General features: G+C 45.2%; 18 protein-coding genes. 16 read left to right on the top strand and 2 right to left on the bottom strand.

Going from position 1 to position 23628, the window contains the following annotated elements:
- Positions 1-22: 22 nt before the first annotated feature.
- On the bottom strand, positions 23-709 hold the full coding sequence (locus ACNQGS_RS03620) for a hypothetical protein (protein WP_213147895.1): 687 nt from the start codon (positions 707-709) through the stop codon (positions 23-25).
- Between the two features lie 266 nt (positions 710-975).
- Here ACNQGS_RS03620 and ACNQGS_RS03615 point away from each other — a divergent pair, with 266 nt between their 5' ends.
- From ACNQGS_RS03615 to ACNQGS_RS03565, 11 genes are all read left to right on the top strand, one after another.
- Positions 976-1719 (top strand): gluconate 2-dehydrogenase subunit 3 family protein, encoded by a 744-nt coding sequence (locus ACNQGS_RS03615; RefSeq protein ID WP_213147896.1) that lies wholly within the window; start codon positions 976-978, stop codon positions 1717-1719.
- Positions 1720-1778: 59 nt separating this feature from the next.
- Positions 1779-3500 carry a GMC family oxidoreductase gene (locus ACNQGS_RS03610; RefSeq protein WP_491486155.1) on the top strand — a complete coding sequence of 574 codons (1722 nt, stop codon included), beginning with the start codon at positions 1779-1781 and terminating at the stop codon, positions 3498-3500.
- Positions 3501-3596: 96 nt separating this feature from the next.
- Positions 3597-3941: an ASCH domain-containing protein gene (locus ACNQGS_RS03605; protein WP_378586444.1), complete on the top strand. Its 345-nt coding sequence runs from the start codon at positions 3597-3599 to the stop codon at positions 3939-3941.
- Positions 3942-4091: 150 nt separating this feature from the next.
- The gene (locus ACNQGS_RS03600) at positions 4092-5834 is read left to right on the top strand and encodes an ABC transporter ATP-binding protein (protein ID WP_491486154.1); all 1743 of its coding nucleotides are present in this window, start codon (positions 4092-4094) and stop codon (positions 5832-5834) included.
- A complete protein-coding gene (locus ACNQGS_RS03595) occupies positions 5824-7683 on the top strand; it encodes an ABC transporter ATP-binding protein (protein WP_491486153.1) in 1860 nt (619 codons plus the stop codon). The genes ACNQGS_RS03600 and ACNQGS_RS03595 overlap by 11 nt, the downstream gene beginning before the upstream one ends.
- Before the next feature lie 202 nt (positions 7684-7885).
- Positions 7886-9097: an MFS transporter gene (locus ACNQGS_RS03590; RefSeq protein ID WP_491486194.1), complete on the top strand. Its 1212-nt coding sequence runs from the start codon at positions 7886-7888 to the stop codon at positions 9095-9097.
- Positions 9098-9411: 314 nt separating this feature from the next.
- Entirely contained in the window at positions 9412-10596 is a 1185-nt protein-coding gene (locus ACNQGS_RS03585) for an ABC transporter substrate-binding protein (RefSeq protein ID WP_213147901.1), read from the top strand.
- Between the two features lie 104 nt (positions 10597-10700).
- The gene (locus ACNQGS_RS03580; protein ID WP_213147902.1) at positions 10701-11582 is read left to right on the top strand and encodes a branched-chain amino acid ABC transporter permease; all 882 of its coding nucleotides are present in this window, start codon (positions 10701-10703) and stop codon (positions 11580-11582) included.
- 15 nt (positions 11583-11597) lie between these two features.
- Complete coding sequence (locus tag ACNQGS_RS03575; protein ID WP_491486152.1) at positions 11598-12572, top strand: branched-chain amino acid ABC transporter permease; 975 nt, start codon at positions 11598-11600, stop codon at positions 12570-12572.
- The gene (locus tag ACNQGS_RS03570; protein ID WP_213148105.1) at positions 12547-13326 is read left to right on the top strand and encodes an ABC transporter ATP-binding protein; all 780 of its coding nucleotides are present in this window, start codon (positions 12547-12549) and stop codon (positions 13324-13326) included. Before ACNQGS_RS03575 ends, ACNQGS_RS03570 begins: the two co-directional genes overlap by 26 nt.
- Position 13327: 1 nt before the next feature.
- On the top strand, positions 13328-14035 hold the full coding sequence (locus tag ACNQGS_RS03565) for an ABC transporter ATP-binding protein (RefSeq protein WP_378586457.1): 708 nt from the start codon (positions 13328-13330) through the stop codon (positions 14033-14035).
- Between the two features lie 29 nt (positions 14036-14064).
- Here ACNQGS_RS03565 and ACNQGS_RS03560 read toward each other — a convergent pair whose 3' ends face one another.
- Positions 14065-15867 carry a TIGR04190 family B12-binding domain/radical SAM domain protein gene (locus ACNQGS_RS03560; protein ID WP_491486151.1) on the bottom strand — a complete coding sequence of 601 codons (1803 nt, stop codon included), beginning with the start codon at positions 15865-15867 and terminating at the stop codon, positions 14065-14067.
- Positions 15868-16321: 454 nt separating this feature from the next.
- Between ACNQGS_RS03560 and ACNQGS_RS03555 the strand changes: the two genes are divergently transcribed.
- From ACNQGS_RS03555 to ACNQGS_RS03535, 5 genes are all read left to right on the top strand, one after another.
- A complete protein-coding gene (locus ACNQGS_RS03555; RefSeq protein WP_491486150.1) occupies positions 16322-18187 on the top strand; it encodes a GAF domain-containing sensor histidine kinase in 1866 nt (621 codons plus the stop codon).
- Positions 18162-18821 (top strand): response regulator, encoded by a 660-nt coding sequence (locus tag ACNQGS_RS03550; protein ID WP_491486149.1) that lies wholly within the window; start codon positions 18162-18164, stop codon positions 18819-18821. The genes ACNQGS_RS03555 and ACNQGS_RS03550 overlap by 26 nt, the downstream gene beginning before the upstream one ends.
- A 273-nt stretch (positions 18822-19094) precedes the next feature.
- Positions 19095-21554 carry a S8 family serine peptidase gene (locus tag ACNQGS_RS03545; protein WP_491486148.1) on the top strand — a complete coding sequence of 820 codons (2460 nt, stop codon included), beginning with the start codon at positions 19095-19097 and terminating at the stop codon, positions 21552-21554.
- Positions 21555-21819: 265 nt separating this feature from the next.
- On the top strand, positions 21820-22296 hold the full coding sequence (gene ybaK, locus ACNQGS_RS03540) for a Cys-tRNA(Pro) deacylase (RefSeq protein WP_491486147.1): 477 nt from the start codon (positions 21820-21822) through the stop codon (positions 22294-22296).
- A gap of 193 nt (positions 22297-22489) precedes the next feature.
- A complete protein-coding gene (locus ACNQGS_RS03535; protein WP_491486146.1) occupies positions 22490-23590 on the top strand; it encodes a PRK06851 family protein in 1101 nt (366 codons plus the stop codon).
- The last annotated feature ends 38 nt before the right edge of the window (positions 23591-23628 follow it).

Genomic DNA, 23628 nt, shown 5'->3' with positions numbered 1-23628 from the left:
GTTGCCAGGTCCTTTCCCAATTCTATTTTTCATTTGCCATTTTAACTAATGTGATAATATCACTTGATAGCTTGCTATAGGATGGTGATGGTGCTTTGATATTGGCTTTGATGCCATCTATGAGTGGCAGGGCATTTGGATTTGTGATAGAAAGAACCTGAACTTGGCCGTTAAAGGCCTTGTTCATTAAATCCTTGGCCTTTGCCAAATTATCGTCAGTATTCAGTTTATTAACATCGACACCATCAAGGGTCCCTTTTCCGGAGAGGCCTGAGGTATTTTTTAGCACCTTATTTTGCATTTCATCATAGCTGGTGGAGGTTGTCGCTGGTTCCGCCCTTGCCAAAATCACCGTGTCATCAAGGACAAATACCTTGATACCAGTAATTCCCTGCCCCGCAAGCCTGGATTCTAAATGGGATGAGATACCGCCGTCATGCAGGCTTGAACTTCCAATTAAACTGTAAACATTTTCCCCAAGGCCTGCTGTTTGATTGTTTGTACCTGTCGTGTGTTTCTTCGATCTGTCGACGCTTGGAATCACGTCAACATTATTTTGGCCATGAACGTGACCATTTCCTTTTTCATTTAAAGATTGTTGATGAAGATCTTCTGCATTTCCTTTCAATTCCTGCTGTGCTGAGCATGCGCCAAGAATTAATAGCACAGCAATCATCGGCACATACCACATGTTACTAATTTTTTTCATTTTATTTCCTCCTTTTTAACAAATAAATTCCCCTGATTTTTTGTGCGTATACATGCTTTATTTTGGGAACATTATCAAGCAATAGCGGCGGACTGCCGTATTTTTCAAATAATGTTGTTTATTGTCTAGCTGCAGCGCCTAGCCCCTCGAGTCATAAGCCAATCCGTCATGAAGGTTAAAAAGCAACCTTCCTGCCGGCTCGTCTTATGCTTGTCGGGGCTGAGCAAGGCGCTTCCGCTTTTCTAATTTCCTTGGAGGTGTGTTCTATGGCTGAAGAAAACAAAGAAAAGCAAGAAACATTATCGAGAAGAAGATTTCTCCGCAATACCGGTTTTACCGTAGGGGGACTCGCTGTTGGCGGGATCTTGGGAAGTTTGGTCCCAAGGGGAAAGGATGATAACAAAAACAATCCGCCGGCGCCTCAAGACCAAGATTTCAATCAAGCACTGATGTACTTTACTCCGGAACAATTCAGGATTACCGAAGCTGCCACCGAACGAATATTTCCTGAAGATGATAACGGACCGGGGGCAAAGGCATTGGGCGTTGCCTATTTTATTGATCACCAGTTAGCAGGTGATTGGGGCTTCAATGCCAGGGACTATATGCAGGCACCCTTTTTTCCTGGTGAAAAAGTTCAGGGCTATCAGGGGCGCTTAAAACGAAGAGATATTTTTGATATAGGACTGCGTGAGCTGCAAAATTACAGTAACACAGTAGGTAAGAAAAATTTCGAAGAACTATCGGGTGATGAGCAGGACAAAATTTTGAAAGATTTTGAAGAGGATAAGGTGAATTTAACGACCATATCTCCTAGCGGCTTTTTCCAGCTGCTGAGAAGTGCAACCTTAGAGGGAGTTTACAGCGATCCATTATATGGAGGAAATAAAAATATGGGTGGCTGGAAAATGCGAAACTACCCTGGCAGCCAAATGGCCTATGCCGAGATTATTGAGAAGGACTTTCAGAAGATTAAACCGCAAAGCCTGCAAAGCCATATGAAGCATTAAACGAAAGGGCTCAAGTACCGGTATTAATAGATTTTATTTTTAAAAAAGAAGGTGGAAAAATGGCGAGAAAATTACCGAAAGCTGACGTCGTTCTGGTGGGAGTTGGCTGGACTGGCGGAATTATTGCCTCTGAACTGACGAAAAAGGGCCTGAAGGTGGTCGGCTTGGAACGAGGCAAGGAAAGAAAGACCGAAGATTATTTCATGGTTCATGATGAACTTAGATACGCACTTCGCTATGATCTATTCCAGGATCTTTCCAAAGAAACGATTACCTTCAGAGGTAACGAAAGAATCCGCGCTCTGCCGATGAGGCAGTATGGTTCATTTCTGCTCGGGGACGGTTTAGGCGGCGCTGGTGTTCACTGGAACGGACAGACCTACCGGTTCCTCCCTTATGATTTTGAAATTCGCAGCAAAACGATTGAAAAATATGGGCAAAACAAAATCCCTGCGGAAATGTCTATCCAGGATTGGGGGATTACCTATGACCAGCTGGAGCCTTACTACGACAAATTTGAGAAAACCTGCGGGATTTCCGGTGAGGAGAACCCGCATCCTGGTGCCGGAAAGCGGTCGGATAAATTCCCAACCCCGCCGATGAAGAAATCACCGGCTATTAAAATGTTTGAGACAGCCGCAAAGAACTTGAAGCTGCACCCTTATATGATGCCGTCAGCTAACTTATCGGAATCGTATAAAAACCCGGACGGCATCTCAAGGGCGGCATGTCAGTACTGCGGCTACTGCGAGCGGTTCGGCTGCGAATACGGGGCAAAGGCAGACCCAGTCGTCACGGTTATTCCGGTTGCCAAGAAAACAGGGAATTTTGAGATTCGGACTCATTCCCATGTCAGAAGGATTTTACATACGGGGGGAAAGGCGACCGGGGTTATATATGTCGACACCACAACAGGTGAGGAAATTGAACAGCCAGCCGATATTGTGGTGCTGACAAGCTATGTGTTTAGTAATGTTCGCTTGCTGCTAATGTCGGGGCTTGGCAGACCGTATGATCCGACTACAGGAACTGGTGTGATAGGGAAAAATTATGCTTATCAAGTGATGAAAGGAAATGCCGTCGGCTTTTTTAATAATAAGGAATTCAGTACCTTTGCCGGTGCCGGGTCACTCGGAATGGTCCTTGATGATTACAACGGTGACAATTTTGATCATTCAAACCTGGGCTTTATCCATGGGGGCAGCATATCACTCACCCAAACAGGGTTAAGGCCGATTCAAAATAATCCTGTTCCGAAGGGCACGCCAGCTTGGGGCAAAGAGTTCAAACAACAGTCGCTCAAATATGCCAACCGTTTTCTTTCCGTTGGCGGTCAAGGCTCATCCATGCCGTTTAAGCATCACTATCTCGATTTAGACCCTACTTATAAGGATGCATTTGGCGATCCGTTAATCCGGATTACCTTTGATTTCGAGGATCAGGACCGGAAGTTGGCTGTCTTCCTAGCTGAGAAATCCGCCCAAATCTTGAAGGAAATGGGCGCAAACCATGTTGATTCATTGAAGGAGTTAGGCCCGTACGATATTACAACCTACCAATCCACTCATAATACAGGCGGTGTCATTATGGGGGCCGACCCGTCCACATCTGCCGTCAATAATTATTTGCAAATGTGGGATGTGGACAATTTATTTGTGGTGGGTGCGGCTAACTTTGCCCACAATTCCGGGTATAACCCGACTGGAACCGTCGGCGCCCTCGCTTACCGTTGCGCAGAAGGCATCGACAAATACCGGCAAACCGGCGGGCAGGTAGTCTAATTCACGGCCTCCTCTTTGCTTTTTTCAGTTCGTTTTTATTACAATAGCAATAGTGTTAAAATAAATAACTGAATTGGAAAAAGGAGGATATTAAAAATGACTCAACATGAAAACAATACATTACCACCGAAAACTTGTTCCGTTGACCGATTGGTAACAATGGAGGAAGACGTTAAAAAGGTACTTGCCGGTGAAAAGACAGCAACCCGCCGCAATGGCCGCTATGCTGACCCAGGCGAAATTATGACCTTGGAAGGCCATCAGTTTGTGGTGGATAACGTCTACTCACAAAGTCTGGGCGAACTAACAGATGAGGATGCCCGCCGTGAAGGTTTTAACAATGTGGAAGAATACAAACAATCAATTCTTTCCATTCATCCTGGAATGCCGTGGCTTCCGCAAATGCGCGTCTGGGTTCATGAATTCAGCCCGGTAAAATAAAATCAATGAAAAGGGCCTGTCCCCCGCTGCTTTAATGCGATACGCGAAAGCAATGCGGGGGCAGGCCCCTTTGCTTGTCTATTTTAAGAGCCCGAATTTATAATAGGTTTATTACATTTGTCTGGCAGTTTAGGAGCAGGGGGAGACCTCATGAAGCATTTTGCAAAGTACATAAAAAAGTATTGGAAGTCCTTTTGTATTGCGGTTCTATTCCTCACCTTTGAGGCAATTTGCGATTTGCTGCAGCCGACCGTGATGGCGAAAATTATTGATGAGGGTGTTGCCAACAGAGATATCGATTATGTCCTAAAAATGGGCGGCCTGATGCTCCTGATTACCGCTATTGGGGCCGTGGCCGCTTCTACCAGAAGCATCATGGCCAGCATCGTTTCGCAAAATTTTGGAACAGAGCTGCGGTCTGACCTGTTTAGCAAAATTCAATCTCTTTCATTTAGAAACCTGAACAACTTTGACCGCGCGTCCCTCATCACTAGGCTTACAAATGATGTGACCCAAGTCCAAGTGTTTGTAAACGGTACGATGCGGATTTTCGTAAAAGCTCCGCTGCTGGCGATTGGCGGTCTGGTCATGGCCACACGCCTTAACCTTCACCTCGCGGTCGTCCTTGCGGTGGTGGTGCCGATTGTGGCATTGTTTATCATCATCAACTTAAAGCTTGGCTTTCCTCTGTTTTCCAAGGTTCAGAATGCCATGGACCGGGTGAACGGTGTGCTTCGTGAATATTTATCCGGTGTCCGGGTTGTCAAAGCTTTTAACCGTTTTGAAGTAGAAACAGCTAAATTCTCAAAAGCTAACGAGCATTTCCAGAAGCAATCGATTGCCGCCAATCGACTGATGGCTGTTTTCAGCCCGGCGATTATGCTGACAGTTAACATTGGGATTGTCATTGTCCTCTGGATGGGCGGCCTTGGGGTTGAGTCGGGAAAGATACAGGTTGGCCATATTATTGCTTTTATCAACTACATGACGCAGATCTTATTTTCCCTCATGATGATTTCCATGGTGTTTACCATGTTTGTCAGGGCGAAGGCCTCAGCAGGAAGAATTGGTGAAGTATTCTCTGAGGAAGTCAACATTACGTGGAAAAACGATCAAATGAAATCTCTAACTGGTGAAAAAGGAAGAATTGATTTTGAAAATGTCTCCTTTTCCTATGATGAGGCTGCCGGCGAGCCGGTCCTTAAAGACATTTCCCTTACCATTCTTCCCGGGGAAACAGTCGGCATCATCGGCTCTACCGGATCCGGGAAAACGACGCTCGTCAGCCTGATTCCCCGCTTTTATGATGCATCAAGCGGGACGATAAAGGTAAATGGCGCGAACATTAAGGACATAGATCCGAAAAATCTAAGGGAGAAAATTGCTTTTGTTCCGCAAAAAAATATTTTGTTTACCGGGACAATCGCTGAGAATATTCGCTGGGGGAAGGAAAGTGCCTCTCAGCAGGAAATCGAAACAGCAGCAGCTATAGCCAGTGCAACGGAATTTATCGAGGCCTCACCAGAAGGCTATGACACAAAAATCGGTCAGGGCGGTGTCAATTTTTCCGGCGGGCAGAAGCAGAGGCTTTCCATTGCCAGGGCATTGGTGAAGCAGCCGGAAATCCTCATTTTGGATGACAGCACAAGCGCGGTCGACGCCGCCACTGAAGCCAAAATGAAAACTGCCTTAAAAAAATTCGCCAGGGGACTGACCTGTTTATTGATTGCCCAACGGATTTCCTCGATTATCGATGCAGATAAAATCATTGTCCTCGACCAGGGGGAAGTGGCTGGTATTGGCACCCATCAAGATCTGATCAAGGATTGTCAGGTATATCAAGAAATCTATCGCTCACAAATGGGCAGGGAGGGTCTGCAAAATGGCAAATAACACGAATCAACCGCAAAGAACCCTCCCTCCTGGTCCACCGCCGCTTAGGCCTGGTGGAGGTGCCCACCACCGCGGTCCGGTGGTTAAGCCAAAAAACTTTAAAGGTACCTTAAAACGCCTTTGGGACTATTTTGGCCGCGAAAAGGGAATGCTTTCCCTCATTTTCTTGTTTATCACAGTTGATGCAGCTTTAATGCTGCTTAACCCTTTTCTCATCGGTAAAGCCATCGATGCCATGACCCTAAAGTCTGGGAAGGTGGATTTCAGTTTTCTTGAGGTCATGATTGTCGTTCTTATCAGCGCCTATGTCGGCGATGCCGTCCTCACCTTCTTGCAGGGCTGGCTGATGGCTGGGGTAGCCCAACGGATAGTCAAACGATTACGAGCATCCCTTTTTCAAAAACTGCAAAAGCTCCCTGTTGCCTTCTTTGATTCTCGGACACATGGGGAACTGATGAGCAGGCTCTCAAATGATGTTGATAATATCAGCAATACGATATCCCAATCGACGACACAGTTAATGTCCGGTGTCATTATCATCGCCGGCTCGCTGATCATGATGTTAATACTGAGCCCGATTCTCACGCTGGCCAGCCTGATTACCGTGCCGCTTGTCTTTTTGCTAACAAAAACGATTGCCAAAAGAACGGGCGTCTTGTTTAAAAACCAGCAGGTTCAGCTGGGAAAATTAAATGGACATATTGAGGAATCGATTTCCGGCATTGAGGTTGTTAAAGCGTTTAATCACGAGGAAAAAGTCATTGAGGAATTTGAAAAGGTTAATGCCAAGCTTCGCGAGGTTGGCCTCAAGGCGCAGATTTGGTCCGGTTTCTTAATGCCGATTATGAACGTCATCAATAACCTTGGCTTTGCGGTCGTCGCTATTGTCGGCGGCATCTTAGCTGTCAAAGGGCATATCACGGTTGGAGCGATCGCCAGCTTCATCACCTATTCAAGACAGTTTGTCCGGCCGCTCAATGATCTGGCCAATATTTTTAACATTCTTCAATCAGGTGTCGCCGGAGCAGAGCGGGTCTTTGAAGTCATTGATGAAGAGGAGGAACCTGCTGATTCTCCTGGCGCTGTGCCGCTTAAGAATCCGAAAGGCCATGTTGTATTTGAAAATGTCAGCTTTGGGTACCGCCCTGATGTGCCAATTTTAAAAAACGTCAGCTTTGAGGCGGCGGCAGGAACCAGCACGGCTCTGATTGGTCCGACCGGTGCTGGAAAAACGACCATTGTTAATCTTTTGACAAGATTTTATGATGTGACAGGGGGCCGGATCCTTCTGGATGGCCGCGATATTCGCGACTACACAAGGGACAGCCTGCGGCGCAGCTTTGGCTTTGTGCTCCAAGATACCTATCTTTTTTCGGGGACAATCAAAGAAAATATCATGTACGGAAATCCAGCCGCGACGCAGGAAGAAGTGGAAACGGCGGCACGGATGGCAGGTGCCGAGGGCTTTATCAAACGTCTGCCCAAGCAATATGACACCCTCCTATCGGAAAACGGCGGTAACCTCAGTCAGGGAGAACGCCAGCTGCTGGCCATTGCTAGGGTTATTTTGGCACGACCATCGCTGCTGATTTTGGATGAAGCGACGAGCAGCATTGATACAAGAACGGAACTGCACATTCAGCGGGCATTGTTATCTTTGATGGAGAATCGCACCAGTTTTATTATCGCCCACCGCCTCAACACTATTCGTGATGCTGATGCCATCATGGTCATTGACCACGGGGAAATCGTAGAAACAGGCAGCCACGAGGAACTGATGGCGAAAAAAGAGAGATATTTTACCTTGTTCTCAAATCAATTTAAAAATGCGGAAGCCAATGAAGCGTAGCTCTGAGAAAATTTCAAACTGAGATTTTCTCTTTTTTTTGCTGACTGGTGTAAAGACATCTGTTAGAATTATGTCAGGACAGGGACTTAACAGTTCTTTCTTAAAAAGAAACGTATTGGGGAATAATATCAGAAACTCTGAAAATAGAGGGGGGCTTATGGTGGCTAACACAAATAGTGTTTCTGGCAGTGATTTTATTAAGATGAAATCAGGAAAGAAACGGGAATTATCAAACACGAAACTGCTCGGTATTGCCGGGATGGGCTGGATGTTTGATGCCATGGATGTAGGGATGCTTTCCTTCATAATTGCGGCATTGGCGGCAGAATGGAGTTTATCTCCCGGGCAAATGGGCTGGATTGGCAGCATCAACTCGATTGGTATGGCAGTTGGCGCACTTATTTTTGGCTTAATGGCTGATCGAATCGGGCGGAAAAATGTTTTTATCATTACCTTATTATTATTTTCGATAGGAAGCGGTGCATCGGCATTTGCAGGCTCCTTGACTGTCTTTTTAATTTTCCGGTTCTTAGTTGGAATGGGCTTAGGAGGGGAGCTGCCGGTTGCTTCAACGCTTGTCTCCGAAAGTGTCCCGGCTGAAAAACGCGGCCGGATCGTTGTTCTATTGGAAAGTTTTTGGGCAGGCGGTTGGCTGATTGCGGCGGTCATTTCCTATTTCGTCATCCCATCGATTGGCTGGCAGGCCGCGTTGCTAATCAGTGCGATTCCTGCCCTATATGCCTTATATTTGCGGATAGGGCTTCCTGACTCACCACGTTTTGCAGCAGTTAAAACGAAGGACAAGAGCTCCGTCCTCCATAACCTCACGCAGCTTTGGTCAAAAGAGTATAGCAGACAGACAGCGATGCTTTGGGTTGTTTGGTTCTGTGTCGTGTTCTCTTATTACGGCATGTTCCTATGGCTGCCGAGTGTCATGGTGATGAAGGGCTTCAGTTTGATTAAAAGCTTCGAGTATGTGTTGATTATGACGCTAGCTCAATTGCCAGGTTATTTTACAGCGGCGTGGTGCATTGAAAGGTTTGGCCGGAAGTTTGTCTTGGTTGTCTACCTAACCGGAACGGCTGCCAGCGCTTATTTCTTTGGAACCGCAGACTCTACGGCACTGTTAATGACAGCGGGAATTCTGTTATCATTTTTCAACCTTGGCGCTTGGGGCGGGCTCTACGCCTATACCCCGGAGCAGTATCCAACGGTAATCCGCGGTACGGGTGCCGGAATGGCTGCTGCCATCGGCCGTATCGGCGGTGTCCTCGGCCCATTATTGGTTGGCTACTTAGTGGCTCAAAAATATTCTGTCTCGACCATTTTTACAATCTTTTGTATATCCGTTTTAATTGGTGCTTTGGCAGTGTTTCTGTTGGGAAAAGAAACGAAAAAACAAGAATTGGTATAATGATTTATTGGAGGACCCTTTTTCAAGGGTCTTTTATTTCTGGAAAATCGAGGAAGTTATCCATATTTAGACAAAATAATTTAAAAATAGTTTGCTTTTTAAAGTAAAAACAAATACTGTTCTGCTTTAGCGGAATAACGCATAAAAACGCCCAGAAATCAGCATTTTTTATTATTTTCAAAATTATTTTAAAATAGTGGATACAGGTACTAGACGAACCCATAATTATTATGTACAATGTTTTCAGAATATTATATGTTTTGGGAAGAATTGCGCAACGGTTTAGGAAACTTTTAAAAACAGGGGGTAATTTCGTGAGAAAAAGAAAATTAGCAGGCGTGTTTGCTTCATTTATGCTAGCTGCAGGCGTAATGGCCGGCTGTGGATCATCCACATCCACTAGTTCAGGCGGCGGGGATGAAAAGGGCGGTGAAATCAAAATCGGTGCCAACCTTGAGCTTTCCGGCGGGGTAGCATCCTATGGCCAGTCCATTAAAGAGGGTATTGACCTGGCGCTTGAAGAAATTAATAAAGAGGGAATTGACGGCAAGAAATTGAAGCTGGTTGTCGTTGATAATAAGTCTGAAGCACCTGAAGCGATTAATGGTGCGACAAAGCTGATCAGCCAAGACAAGGTTTCAGCCATTATCGGGGCAGCAACAAGCGGAAATACAAAAGCACAGATTGAAATTGCGCAAAGCAACAATGTTCCAATCATCACGCCGACTGGTACGGCTGCTGACGTAACGGTTAAAGACGGCAAATTAAATGATTTTGTCTTCCGTACCTGCTTCATTGATCCATTCCAGGGTACTGTCGCAGCAAACTTTGCAGCTAAAGAATTAAAGGTTAAAACTGCTGCTGTATTCATTGACAGCTCAAGTGACTACTCTAAAGGCTTGGCAGCATCTTTTAAAGAAAAGTTTGAAAAAGAAGGCGGCAAGGTTGTCACTCAAGAAGCATATGTGGCGAAGGATACAGACTTCCATGCCCAATTAACGAATATTAAAGGGAAAAACCCAGAGTTCGTCTTTGTCCCTGGCTATTATGAAGAGGTTGGTTTAATTGTCAAGCAGGCTCGTGAAGTAGGTCTTGACGCTCCAATGATGGGTGCTGACGGCTGGGATTCTCCTAAACTAGTAGAACTTGCCGGCAAGGATGCTTTGAATAACACCTTTATTACAAACCACTATTCTTCTGGTGACTCCGACCAAAAGGTTCAAGAGTTTGTAAAAGCCTTTAAAGCAAAATACAAGGACAAATCTCCAGATGCTTTCAATGCTTTAGGTTATGATTCTGCTTATTTCCTTGCTGATGCCATCAAACGTGCTGGCGGCGGCGATTCTAAGAAAATTCAAAAGGCTCTTGCAGAAACAAGTGGCCTTGAACTAGTAACAGGGCAAATGAAACTAGATAAAGATCACAACCCAATCAAATCCGCTGTTATCTTAGAGTACAAAGACGGCGAACAAACATTTAAAACAAAGGTTAATCCGTAATTAATTTTATAATAGTCAAATGAATAGGGAGCATGTCCATGTTCCCTATTCCAATTTATAAGGATTAGGAGAAATTTCCTATTCCCACTGGAAGGAGTTGCGACATGGAACAACTAATACAGCAGCTAGTCAACGGCATTTCATTGGGAAGTATTTACGCATTGATTGCCCTTGGGTACACAATGGTATATGGTATCGTCAAGTTAATCAACTTCGCACATGGGGACGTCTTCATGGTCGGCGCTTTTATCGGTTTTTACTCTATTACTGTTCTCCATTTAGGATTTTTCCCGGCATTATTGATTTCAATGGTGGCCTGCGCAATTTTCGGCGTATTGATTGAGCGGATTGCCTACAAGCCGCTTCGGAATGCAACAAGGATTGCGGCATTGATTACCGCTATCGGAGTTTCGCTTTTCATTGAATATGGCACCATCTATATCCGCGGCGCCCAGCCGGAAGCCTATCCAGGCAATATCGTTCCATTGAAAAGCCTGGAGGTCTTCGGTGTTAAGATTAGCGGTCAGTCCATTCTAATTTTGGCCGTTTCCCTTTGTTTAATGATTATTCTTCAATTTATTGTTCATAAAACTAAGATTGGTAAGGCGATGCGCGCTGTTTCCCATGACCAGGATGCGGCCAAATTGATGGGAATTAACGTCAATAACACGATCTCTGCCACCTTTGCAATCGGATCTGCCCTTGCCGGTGCAGCCGGAGTGGTATTTGGAATGTACTATACAAAAATTGAGCCATTGATGGGAATCATTCCGGGTCTGAAGGCTTTCGTTGCCGCTGTTCTAGGGGGAATTGGAATTATCCCTGGGGCAATGGCCGGAGGATTATTATTGGGTGTCATTGAAGCCCTTGTCAGCGCGGCTGGAGGCTCGCTATTCCGTGACGCTGTAGCCTTTGTCGTGTTAATTCTAATTTTAATTTTCCGCCCTGCTGGTCTTTTTGGCAAAAACGTCAGGGAAAAGGTCTAGGGGGTGCTTGGTGAGATGAAAAAGTTAAATAACGCAAAAGGCTTTTGGGGTTCCATTATATTAGCGGTTATTTTTGCCGTTGTCGTCCAATTCCTGATTAATGGCGGTACGTTAAACCCCTTTTATGTAAATGCTCTATTTTCAATCGGCATTAATATCATCCTTGCCGCTTCGCTTCATCTGATCATCGGTATTACCGGGCAGTTTTCGATCGGCCATTCCGGTTTCCTTGCCGTGGGGGCATATGTTTCAGCCATTATCACAATGAAATTGGGATTGCCCTTCCCTGTCGCGATTTTGGCTGCCGGTGCGGCCGCTGCTGTTGCCGGTTTAGTGATCGGGGTTCCTACCCTTAGGCTCCGAGGCGACTACCTTGCCATCGCTACTCTAGGTTTTGCGGAAATCATGCGAATTGTCTTCTTGAATATTGATTATGTTGGCGGCGCTTCCGGGATGACGGTCTCGCACCTGATTACCTGGCCATGGCTGATTGCCTGTGTGGTCATCACCATTGTCGTCATTGTCAACTTTACGAATTCTACCCACGGCCGAGCCTGCATTTCGATTCGCGAAAACGAAATCGCTGCCGATGCGATGGGGATTAATACAACTTATTATAAAGTAATGGCGTTTATCATTGGTGCCTTTTTTGCCGGCGTGGCAGGTGCCTTGCATGCCCATAACTTTTACATTATCCAGCCGACCAACTTTGGCTTCTTAAAATCCTTTGATATTTTGATCTTTGTTGTGCTGGGCGGACTTGGCAGTATGTCCGGTTCCGTGCTTGCAGCGATTTTATTAACGATCATTTCAACATTCTTAGCCAATTATCCGGAAGTCCGGATGGTGATCTACAGCCTTGTGCTAATTGCGATGATGCTGTTCCGTCCGCAAGGATTAATGGGAACAAAGGAAATTACGTCTTTCTTCAAGCTGGGAAAATCCGGGCAAGGAGGGCCTCATGATGCGAACAAAAACACAGTTGCTTAAAGTAGAGAACGCAGGTATCCGATTTGGCGGTTTAAAGGCTGTATCCGGGGTCAACCTAGAGCTTTTGCAGGGAGAACTCGTCGGACTGATCGGGCCAAATGGTGCCGGCAAGACGACCTTCTTCAACCTGTTAACAGGTGTTTATGTTCCAACCGAGGGATCGATTTCTTTGGCCGGTGAAAAATTAAACGGGCATGCGCCTTATAAGATTACCAAAAAAGGAATCAGCCGTACCTTCCAAAACATCCGCTTGTTTGGAGAATTATCGGTGCTCGATAATGTTAAGGTTGCCTATCATTCGCTTGCGAAGCATTCCATTCTCAGTTCAATCTTCCGCCTTCCATCTCATTTTTCCGGTGAAAGGGAAATGGAAGAAAAGGCAATTGAGTTTTTAAAAATCTTTAAGCTTGATAATGTCCAGCATGAAATGGCGAAGAACCTGCCATACGGGCAGCAGCGCCGCTTGGAAATTGCCCGGGCATTAGCAGCAAATCCTAAGCTGTTGCTTTTGGACGAGCCGGCAGCAGGGATGAATCCGCAGGAAACTGATGAACTGATGAACCTGATTGCGTTAATCCGCGAAAAATTCTCGTTAACCATTCTTTTAATCGAGCACGATATGAATCTTGTCATGGGTGTTTGTGAAAGAATCTATGTTCTGGACCATGGACAGCTAATTGCCGATGGTACACCGGAAGAAATCCGTAACAATCCAAAAGTCATCGAAGCGTACCTTGGCGAGGAGGTCTCTTAGTATGCTTAAAGTCAACGATATTAATGTCTATTACGGAAATATCCATGCATTAAAAGGAGTATCCCTCGATATTAACCAGGGTGAAATTGTGACGCTGATTGGTGCGAATGGTGCCGGTAAAAGTACGCTATTAAAGACCCTTTCCGGGCTTTTGAGGCCGAAGAATGGCGAGATTGTGTTTGAAGGCGAACATGTTGCCGGAAAGGTGCCGCAATTGATTGTGAAGCGCGGGATCTCCCAGGTTCCAGAGGGCCGCCGAGTATTTGCCAATATGTCAGTTGAGGAAAATTTGGAGCTTGGCGCCTATTTGCGTAAGGATAGGAAGGGTATTCAGGAGGATTTTGAAAAAATCTATCAGCTCTTTCCGCGCCTGCTGGAGCGCAAAAAGCAGCTGTCTGGTACACTTTCAGGCGGTGAGCAGCAGATGCTCGCAATGGGCCGGGCGCTGATGGCACGACCTAGGCTGCTTTTATTGGACGAGCCTTCCATGGGTCTTGCACCGCTGCTGGTCAAAACAATCTTCCAGATTATTGAGGAAATCAATAAAACGGGAACAACGATCCTGCTGGTTGAACAGAATGCGAACATGGCGTTATCCATCGCTGACCGCGCCTACGTCATTGAAACAGGAAAAATAGTCGCCTCTGGTTTAGCTGAAGAACTCAGTGCCAGTGACCAAATTAGAAAAGCCTACCTCGGTGGGCATTAAAAAAGGTATCGGAGTGAACTCCGGTACCTTTAAATTTTTTGCTGGTCGGAATCAAGTGTAAATTGAAAACGATGTTTCGGCTGGAATGAGTGCTTGATTTTGCTTTTGTATTCGACATACAATTGCTCGAGCCCCACTAACGCAAGCGAGAAGAAATTAGCATAATTCTTCTGGACCTCCCACTTTAGCTCGTTCTTGCCGCAAATGCTGTAATAGTTTAGTTCCTCAATTTCTTTGGCAAGCTTAGCCAGCTCTTTAGTTTGTTTTTCTGTCGGAAGGGCTAGAATTTGGTCGATTTTTTCAATATAGGCCCTCGACTTTTCAATTTTCCCTTTAATATCCTGGAAGCCGGCTAAATCAATTAGCTGGTATTTTAATTTGAATTCGTTCAGCCGTTGTGCGGCCTCATAGGTGGCCCCAACGATTGTCTCACGCGTCATATCCTTCGTTTCGTAGCTGAGCATATGCTTCCAGGACGGCTGGGTGATGGCCTTGCGATGGTCTTCGAGTGTCTGGCACAATTTTTTATAGCCATGGATTTCCGGGTGCTCAAACGCCGGGCTCGCCGGATCCAAAAATGGTGCGAGCGGGGCAACGAAGTAAAAGATTCTTGGGTCCTTCCCGCAGGCCAGGTGGATGGTTTCACAAAATTCAATGTTTTCGACAGCACTTTCATACGTCTGTCCAGGGATTCCAACCATAAAGAACAGGTCAAATTTTTTACAGCCATTTTTGAGAGCGAACTGCAGTGTTTCGATCACCTTTTCATTTGAGCAGCTGAATTTCCCGTTATATTTCCTGATTTTTTCTTCATGGGTTTCAAGGGTAATTTCAATGCTGTAATGAGGCACGCTTTCATTCATCAGCCGGAAAAATTCTTCATCCGCATATTGAAATAACTCAAAGACGATTTCGTTTTTCAGCTTCAATTTTTTCAAACGGCAAAAAAATTCCTCAACATATTCTTGTCCACCCTGTCTTAGATCATGGAGGATAAAAATCGGCGCCCGGCTGAACCGGGAAATAAATTGAATATCCTCGACGAGCTTTTTCGGTGACCGCAATGCTAGCGTATGACGGTTGCAGTTTTGCCCATAAGCCTCTCTTGATCCGCCGCAAATCAAACAGTTCTGTGTGCAGCCGCGTGCGGTCAGCAGTGCGGTGTTCGGGTATTGAAGCCAGCCGTTGTATGGCAGCGGATCGAGGAAATTTCGGTATTTGAAAACGGAACGAATGGTGTAGCGGTAACCGGGAACATCAATATCATCGAGATCCTTTGGCACGTACGTTAACGGATTATAGCCAGTCTCGGTGCCCTTTTTCCACGTTAAATTAGGGATATCTGCAAAATGCGTATTTCCAGTCTCCAGCTTATTCATCAACAGCAGCATCAGCTTTTCTGTCGAGTCCCCGCGCATCACGAAATCAATAAATGGATATTGGATTAGCTCCTTGTGATAATACGTGGCCGACAATCCGCCAAAAATAATCGGGGTGTCCGGATGAAGCTGCTTGACAATTTTCGCTAGCTCAATACTGCCGTGGGCATGTGGCAGCCAGTGCAGATCAATGCCAAACGCACTTGCCCTGATCGATTTTAATTTTTTTTCGACATCAAAGTTTGGGTTCATGAGCATTCGGTTGGCGATATTGATGATTTTGACGCGAAGTCCATAACGCTCCAAATAGTCGGCGATGCTGGTCAGGCCGATGGGGTACATTTCAAACACGGGCGAGGATGGAACAACATCACTGATCGGTCCGGCAAGCAAAGGATTTTTTCGGAAATCGTAAACACTTGGAGCATGCAGCAGTACTAAATCGTATTTCATGGGAAACACCTCTTTGATTTGTAGTGTAATAAGTCCTTTTGGGGTATATATATAAATGTTTTTTCAAGAAAGGATTTGTGAGGGAATTCACAAGGTTTTTTAATGTTATGATCGCTGTTTACTTTAGTTTACTATAATAGTTGTTGGCTAGAGTGACAATCAGGTGACAAATTTTGGGTGATTTTGTGCCGGAATTACTACGAAGGTAGTAGGCAAGAATAATCCTTTAGCCAAATAGAAAACGCATAGCGGTTTATGACATAATAGTGGATATCAAACCATTATGGTTTGCGAGGGACCCAGTCCGGTTAGTGTGTTCATTAGACCGGGTTGGGTCCTTATTTTTTGCGGACATTTGGCGGGTAGGCATTCATATTGTTTTCAAGCTATAAATACATTAAACTGGAATAAACAGAAAATTAAGTAAATCGTCACAGAATTTGGAGGGGAAGCTTTGGGAGATATCGGCATTTTGCAAAAAAAAGAGCAGCTATCAAGGCAATTCCTACTATTTATCTCTGTCGTTGGAGTGTTTATTTATTTTCAATTTGGCTTGTTTCATTTAATGGTACCGCGCGAGCCAATTATTTTGACACTGCTGGTGTTGTTTCTCTTTATTGTGGAGCTATATCCTGTTCCGGTCTGGAAAGGCCATATTACCATCTCTTTTCCACTGGTGTATGCCATATATCTCATGGATGGATTAGCCTATACAATTGTTTTTTATGGGATTATCATTGCAGCAACCAACATAATGAATAGGAGACCGCTCCGAATTATTTTCTTTAATCCGTCCATGCAGGTCATTAGCTTTTTTATTGCCCATCTGCTTTGCCAGTGGCTGTATACGCAGATGCCGATCGAAGGGCTGCCAAGGGTCCTGCAGGGAATTATCCATTTTAATTTGCTTATCATCCCCTTTTATTTCATGAATAATCTCATTGTGGATCTTGTTTTTGCTATCAGGCCACAAACGTATAATCTGAAAATCTGGAAGATGAAAGCTCTCTTTGAGGTTTATAGTTTTCTTATTTCCTATGGTTATCTTGTTTTGTTGCATGTTTTGGGAAATCAAAGGCGGGGAACGATTGATGTTTTTTCATTTTTCTTCTTTTTTATCCCGTTAGTCTGTGTGGCTCTGCTAAGCTCGATTATTGCTAATTTAAAAAAGGAAAAGGCGAAGCTGAAAGCGTTGTTCAGCATTTCATCCGAGCTCAATAAAAAAATTGCGAGGTCTGATTGGTTAACTTTTTTAAAAGATAATCTTCAAGAATTTATCGATGTTGATGCATGGATTTTGTGGAAACGTCCACCGGAAGGCTGGTTGTTCCGATTTGCAGCCGGCCCTGTTAATGAAGATTTAACAATGTCGGCGGAAACGGCTGCTGCTCTTGATAAAATCACAAATTTGACCATTTACCATAATGCCAAAAGAGACCCAAGTCCTGCAGGGATCTTTTTTACAAAGGAAATAGGGACATTACTGTATGCTCCCTTAATTTTAGAAAATGAGCTGGTCGGGATGTTCGTCTTTGGCAGAAGCAGGACCAACAGCTTCGGGGAGGATGATATGCGTTCTGCCGCCACCCTTGCTAATCAGCTGGCTGTCCTGATTAAAACAAGATGGCTGTTTGCCGAGCAGGAGAAGCGGCTGATTTTAGAAGAAAGGAATCGGATTGCCCGGGATATCCATGATGGTGTGGCCCAGTCGCTCGCCGGCGCGATTATGAATCTTGAAACGGCGCAGCGGAAATTTGCGAAAATGCCGGACGATTCACTTCGGTTAATGGGCGAAAGCACCGAGAAGCTGAGGCGCAGCCTGAAAGAGGTGCGGGAATCCATCTATGCTTTAAGACCTTATCCGACTGAGCGGGTGGGGTTATTGTCGGCAATTTCTGCAAAAATTAATGCGGTCAAGCGGGAGCATAATCTGGATATCAATTTGGAGACAAGAGGTCCGGAATTCCACCTGAGCTCGATGGTTGAAAAAATTATTTTCGATATTTGTCAGGAAAGTGTGCAGAATGCCGTTAAACATGCAGAAGCCTCGAAAATTGACATTCTGTTAAGCTATCAAAAAGAAAATGTGCTTTTGAAGGTGAAGGATAATGGCAAGGGGTTTTCGCTTTTCCAGGCCATGATCAAGGCCCGGGAGCACCCGCATTTTGGAATATTACATATGAATGAATCGGCTGATAAAATTCAGGCCTCGCTGCAGGTAGACAGCCGCGAAGGAGCTGGAACAGAGATAACCTTAACGGTGCCAAGAATGGGGATTGAAGGGAGTGATTTGCGTGATCAAGCTTATGCTAGTCGATGATCATGCCGTTTTACGGGATGGGTTGAAAAATATTTTGGAAATGGAAACGGATATTGAGGTGATTGCGGAAGCCATCAATGGCAATGACGCAATTGAAAAGGTAAAAGAGACAATGCCGGATGTGATTTTGATGGATATTAACATTCCAGAGAAGAATGGCATTGAAGCAACGAGCATTATAAAAAAAATGTACCCTTCTATTAAAATTCTGATGCTGACGATGTTTGACCATGATGAGTACTTTATGTCGGCGATTCGCGAAGGGGCCGACGGTTATTTGCTGAAGGATGCCCCTTCCCAGCATGTGGTCGATGCAATTCGCGCGGTGGCAAACGGGCAGTCGGTCATCCACCCATCGATGACGAAGAAGTTTTTGGGCTTTTTCCAGCCGCCGGCTAAACCAGAGCCAGCTGAGGAAGAAAAGTCTGCGGATTCGACGCTGACTGAGCGGGAGAAGGATGTGCTTCTCTGCTTGGTCAAGGGCATGAATAACAAGGAAATCGCCCAAACACTGTTCATCAGTGACAAAACGGTCAAAATCCACGTGTCTAACATATTCAAAAAACTCGGCGTCAAAAGCCGGTCCCAGGTTGTCATTTATGCTGTACAGAATCAGCTTGTGCCGTTGACTTAGGAGTGACTTAAATAGTTTCTGAGAACCAAGCCGTGGGGCTTGGTTTTCTTTTGTAAGTGTAGGTGTGTCCATCCCGGAAAGACAAATGTCTTTTTGCGGTGCCTGACACCCTTTTCTTTGTATCTGCTATTTCTAACGGACTAATAAATATTACTTAAGTAGGAAGGGAAAATAGTACTTCTATTTAGTTGAAATAGACCCTTTGCTGAATAGTGTTTTGGTCCGGTTTCTTAGACAATGGACTCATACTTTAGCAGAAAAGGGGAATGGGTTGTGAAAAGGTGGTTTTCGGGTTTATTAACTCTTATCATTCTTTTGTCATTAGTTATACCAAATTTACCGGCAGCGAAGGCCGATACAACATCCGCTGTACTTGACCTCCAGCTGGTAAAGGCACTGGCCACAGCAGTTGAACCGCTTCAGGTTATCGTTACGTTTGATGGCCAAGGAGCGCCGACAGAGGACAATCTTACTCTATTAAAAACTTTGGGGATTTCTAAGGGCATTTCATTGAAGTCTCTGCCGATTACGGGAATTCTTGCAACAAAGGATCAGATTAATAAACTGGCGGAGCAGCCAGGTGTAAAATCTATCTATTTAAATCGGAAACTGGAATATTATAATGCCGATGCAACGGCATTAACAGGCGTGGATAAGGCGCGCACAGATGCGGCGATGCAAAAAGCAAACGGCGGCATGCCGGTAACTGGCAAAGGTGTCGGAGTTGTCATTAACGACAGCGGTGTCGATGGAACCCACAAGGATATCGAGTTTGGCAGCCATCTTGTGCAGAACGTTATGGCCAGCATTAATTTGGCTAGCCTTGCACCAGGAATACTTCCCATCACTTATGCTGAAAATGTGCCGAACACGGATTCCAACTCCGGGCACGGAACCCATGTAGCCGGTACAGTCGGCGGAACTGGAGCCATGTCCAGTGGAAAATATGAAGGCGTTGCCCCTGGTGCCAATTTAATTGGTTATGGTTCAGGTGCTGCATTGTTTGTCCTTGACGGACTAGGCGGCTTTGACTACGCCATTACCCACCAATTTGACTACAATATTCGCGTCATTACTAACTCCTGGGGTTCATCAGGGGACTTTGATCCCAATGATCCTATTAATATAGCTTCTAAAGCGGCTCATGACCGCGGCATCACTGTATTATTTGCAGCCGGAAATGAAGGCCCGGGCGAAAACACACACAACCCATATGCGAAAGCCCCTTGGGTGATCTCGGTTGCAGCTGGTGAAAAAGATGGTTCTTTAGCGGATTTCTCGTCCAGAGGAACAAAGGGTGTCGGAGGAACATTTGAAATGGACGGCGAAACCTATACATGGAAGGATGAGCCGACGATTACCGCCCCTGGGGTAGATATTATCTCGACTAGAGTGCTGGCGCCTGTATCTTCACTGGCGATTCAGGATGACGCTGCAGCCATTGAGCCTGCCTATCTGCCATACTATACGATGATGAGCGGCACCTCGATGGCAACACCGCACGTTGCCGGTATCACGGCCCTTTTGTTAGAGGCAGACCCAACCCTGTCTCCGGATGAAATCAAACAGGTATTGCAGAATACGGCTACGAATATGCCGGGCTATGAAACATGGGAAGTCGGCGCCGGCTATGTGAATGCTTACGATGCACTGGATGCTGTTATGTTTAATAAAACTTATGGGAAAACATTGAATGCCGGACAAAAATTTAATAGCTATGTCAACTCGACAGTTGATCGATCAGAGTTTACTGTTGACTATAATCCTGTCCTTGCCGAATCCAATATGTATTCCTTTACGGTTGCAGAGGGAGTATCCAATGTATCGGCCAGAATAGATGCCTACGGGTTATTGGGGCAGACCGGGAACCCAGTTAATTTGATGTTAATCTCTCCAGACGGTACGGAATATAGCTCGGGGGTTAGCTTATTGTTCCCGCTTTATCCAGATCGCACGGTGGCCGTGAATTCACCTAAAGCAGGTGAATGGAAGGTAAAAATTGAAGGGCTTCACGGCGATCCTTCTAATCCGCTTGGGATTGGTCTTCCGGAAACCATTACCGGAATGATCTCCACGACAAAAGTCAACGGCTTTTTCGGCCTAAACGATATCACGGGCGATCCTGCTGCTTCCGCTATCCAAATGGCAGTCAGTGAAAGACTTGTTGACGGTTATGTGGACGGCACCTTCAAGCCGAAGCAAAACCTTTTGCGTAAAGAATTGGCCCGCTTCCTCGTAATGGGCGTGGGCATCCGCCAAAGCCAGGCACCTATGTTGAAGGATGTTGCTACGGGTGATGTTCCATTTGTCAAAGCAGTTGTCGCCAAGGGCGCAGCCATTCGCGACGGCGTTTGGGTGCAGGGCGGCGTCATGCAGCCTGATGCGAACGGCAATTTTAATCCAAACGGTGAGGTCAACCGCGCGGAACTGGCTTATACCCTTGTCCAAGCGCTTGGTCTGGAAAAACAAGCCAAGGAATTCGCCGGGGATGTAACGGTTCAATACAAGGATGAGCGGATTAAACTTAAGGATGATGCTTCCATTCCGGCTTCCCTCAAAGGGTATGTGCAAGTGGCCCTCGACCTGAACATCCTAAATGCTACTTTTACGGTAAAACAAGGACCGTATGATTTAGTGCCGAATGTTGAAGCCAGCTTTGAGCCGGCGAAAAAAGTAACCAGAGGCGATTACGCAGTCGCTGTAACGCGCTACTTCCAGGCGTGGCTGCAATAGTTTTTGTAAGGAGAGAGCTTGTGCTAAGATGCAGGTTCTCTTTTTTTTTGAAAAATTCCGGTTGGAAAGTAAAGTGGTATATTTGGAAAGTATTTTATAAGATGTGAAAAGTAAATCTGAAATATATGTAAGTATTTAAAAAGAAAGGAAAGTAAATCGAGCAAAAGTGTAAGTATTTCCAAAAGGCTGGATAACGAAGACCTGTTTTTTAAAAATTTACCTCTTTTTTTGCTAAAATAGAGGAAAAATCAGAAGGATGATTAGAATGGCACAGGCCAAAACCAATGCAATGCGCATTTTGGACGCGAAGAAGATACATTATGAGGTGCTTACATACGAAAATAAGGATGGAAAAATTGATGGGGTGTCGGTTGCTGGGAAAATTGGCAGGTATCTGAAAGAGGTCTATAAGACACTCGTCACGCAAGGGGCAAGCAAAAACCTGTATGTGTTCGTTATTCCTGTTGCCGAGGAATTAAACCTGAAAAAGGCGGCTAAAGCGGCCGGGGAGAAGAGTGTCGAAATGATTCCGGTGAAGGATATCCAAAAATGGACCGGCTATATCCGCGGAGGCTGCTCGCCCGTCGGCATGAAAAAGCAATACCGGACCTTCATCGACCAAAGCTGCTCAGAAAATGACGCAATCGTCGTCAGTGCCGGCAAAATCGGCATGCAAATCGTACTCACGCCCAACCAATTAAAAGAAATCACCAATGCCGAGTTGGCAGATGTAATAAAGTAAACTTCCCGTTTTAAACATTCCTTTTTGTAACATTGTTGATTGGAGCGGAAATCAACACCCCATATAAAAAAAATCAGTTTTTCGCATAGGCATTCACCTATAAACAACAAAAGCATAAGATATGGTGAACTTAATCTTTGTGATTGAAATTGCCTAATGGCAATGTTGATTTTTAAAAAGGGAGTGTTAATGAATGGCAGGGAAAATTAAAAACTATTTTGCCGGCGGTAACACAGCCAGGGGATTTCATAATTTGTACGATTCCAACCTGCAGGGACTTGACCGTTTGTTTATCTTAAAAGGCGGGCCTGGTACGGGCAAATCGTCGCTCATGAAAAAAATTGGCCAGGAATGGGTGGAAAAAGGCTATGACATCGAGCTGCTCCACTGTTCATCTGATAATAACTCCATTGATGGAGTGATAATTCCGGCTTTAAAGGTGGGCATTGTTGACGGAACTGCTCCGCACGTCATTGAGCCGAAAGCGCCGGGCGCGGTGGAAGAATATATTAATCTAGGCGAGGCGTGGGATGCCAAGGCGCTAAGTGCGCAAAAAAACACAATCAAAAAGCTGACCAACCAAATTAGTGAGTCCTTTGCGACAGCCTACGCTACTTTTAAAGAAGCACTTGAAATTCATGATGATTGGGAAAAAATCTATATAAACAGCATGAACTTCCAAAAAGCGGATCAATTAACCAAAAAGCTGATTGAAACTTTCTTTGGAAAAATGAGGTTAAGCAAACAAGCCGATGTCCGCCATCGTTTTCTTGGGGCTGCCACACCAAAAGGCGCAGTTGATTTTGTCCCTAATTTAACGGAAGACATTCAAAAACGCTATTTTATTAAGGGCCGGCCAGGTTCTGGCAAGTCCACGATGCTTAAAAAGCTGGCTGCTGCAGCAGAGGAGCGCGGCGTCGATGTAGAAATCTATCATTGCGGCTTTGACCCGCATAGCCTCGATATGTGTATTTTTAGAGAGCTGGGGATTGCCATTTTCGACAGCACCGCACCGCACGAGTACTTCCCAAGCCGCGACGGTGATGAAATCATTGATATGTATGAAATTTTAATCGAGCAGGGAACAGATGAGATCTTTGCCGATTTTATCAGCAAAATTTCCACCAAGTATAGAAACAAGATGACAGAGGCAACAAGCTGGCTCGCCAAGGCAAAAAAGCTCCATGACGAACTTGAGGACATTTATATTGCCGCAATGGATTTTTCTGTGGTCGAAAAAATCCAAACTAAAATTGCTGCAGAAATCAATGCATTAGCTGGGGTAAACGCTTAGAACCAAGGGGGTTAATTCCCTTGGTTCTTTTTCTTGTT

This window comes from Neobacillus sp. PVCKKU3 (assembly GCF_058323225.1).
This window is presented reverse-complemented; position numbering and strand designations above follow the sequence as displayed.

Bases quoted from the DNA above. Each gene is read 5' to 3' on its own strand.
- ACNQGS_RS03575 (WP_491486152.1), top strand. From the start codon at position 11,598: ATGAAAAAGTTAAATAACGCAAAAGGCTTTTGGGGTTCCATTATATTA.
- ACNQGS_RS03590 (WP_491486194.1), top strand. From the start codon at position 7,886: ATGAAATCAGGAAAGAAACGGGAATTATCAAACACGAAACTGCTCGGT.
- ACNQGS_RS03610 (WP_491486155.1), top strand. From the start codon at position 1,779: ATGGCGAGAAAATTACCGAAAGCTGACGTCGTTCTGGTGGGAGTTGGC.
- ACNQGS_RS03570 (WP_213148105.1), top strand. From the start codon at position 12,547: ATGCGAACAAAAACACAGTTGCTTAAAGTAGAGAACGCAGGTATCCGA.
- ACNQGS_RS03535 (WP_491486146.1), top strand. From the start codon at position 22,490: ATGGCAGGGAAAATTAAAAACTATTTTGCCGGCGGTAACACAGCCAGG.
- ACNQGS_RS03580 (WP_213147902.1), top strand. From the start codon at position 10,701: ATGGAACAACTAATACAGCAGCTAGTCAACGGCATTTCATTGGGAAGT.
- ACNQGS_RS03615 (WP_213147896.1), top strand. From the start codon at position 976: ATGGCTGAAGAAAACAAAGAAAAGCAAGAAACATTATCGAGAAGAAGA.
- ACNQGS_RS03565 (WP_378586457.1), top strand. From the start codon at position 13,328: ATGCTTAAAGTCAACGATATTAATGTCTATTACGGAAATATCCATGCA.
- ybaK (WP_491486147.1), top strand. From the start codon at position 21,820: ATGGCACAGGCCAAAACCAATGCAATGCGCATTTTGGACGCGAAGAAG.
- ACNQGS_RS03600 (WP_491486154.1), top strand. From the start codon at position 4,092: ATGAAGCATTTTGCAAAGTACATAAAAAAGTATTGGAAGTCCTTTTGT.
- ACNQGS_RS03620 (WP_213147895.1), bottom strand. From the start codon at position 709: ATGAAAAAAATTAGTAACATGTGGTATGTGCCGATGATTGCTGTGCTA.
- ACNQGS_RS03605 (WP_378586444.1), top strand. From the start codon at position 3,597: ATGACTCAACATGAAAACAATACATTACCACCGAAAACTTGTTCCGTT.
- ACNQGS_RS03595 (WP_491486153.1), top strand. From the start codon at position 5,824: ATGGCAAATAACACGAATCAACCGCAAAGAACCCTCCCTCCTGGTCCA.
- ACNQGS_RS03560 (WP_491486151.1), bottom strand. From the start codon at position 15,867: ATGAAATACGATTTAGTACTGCTGCATGCTCCAAGTGTTTACGATTTC.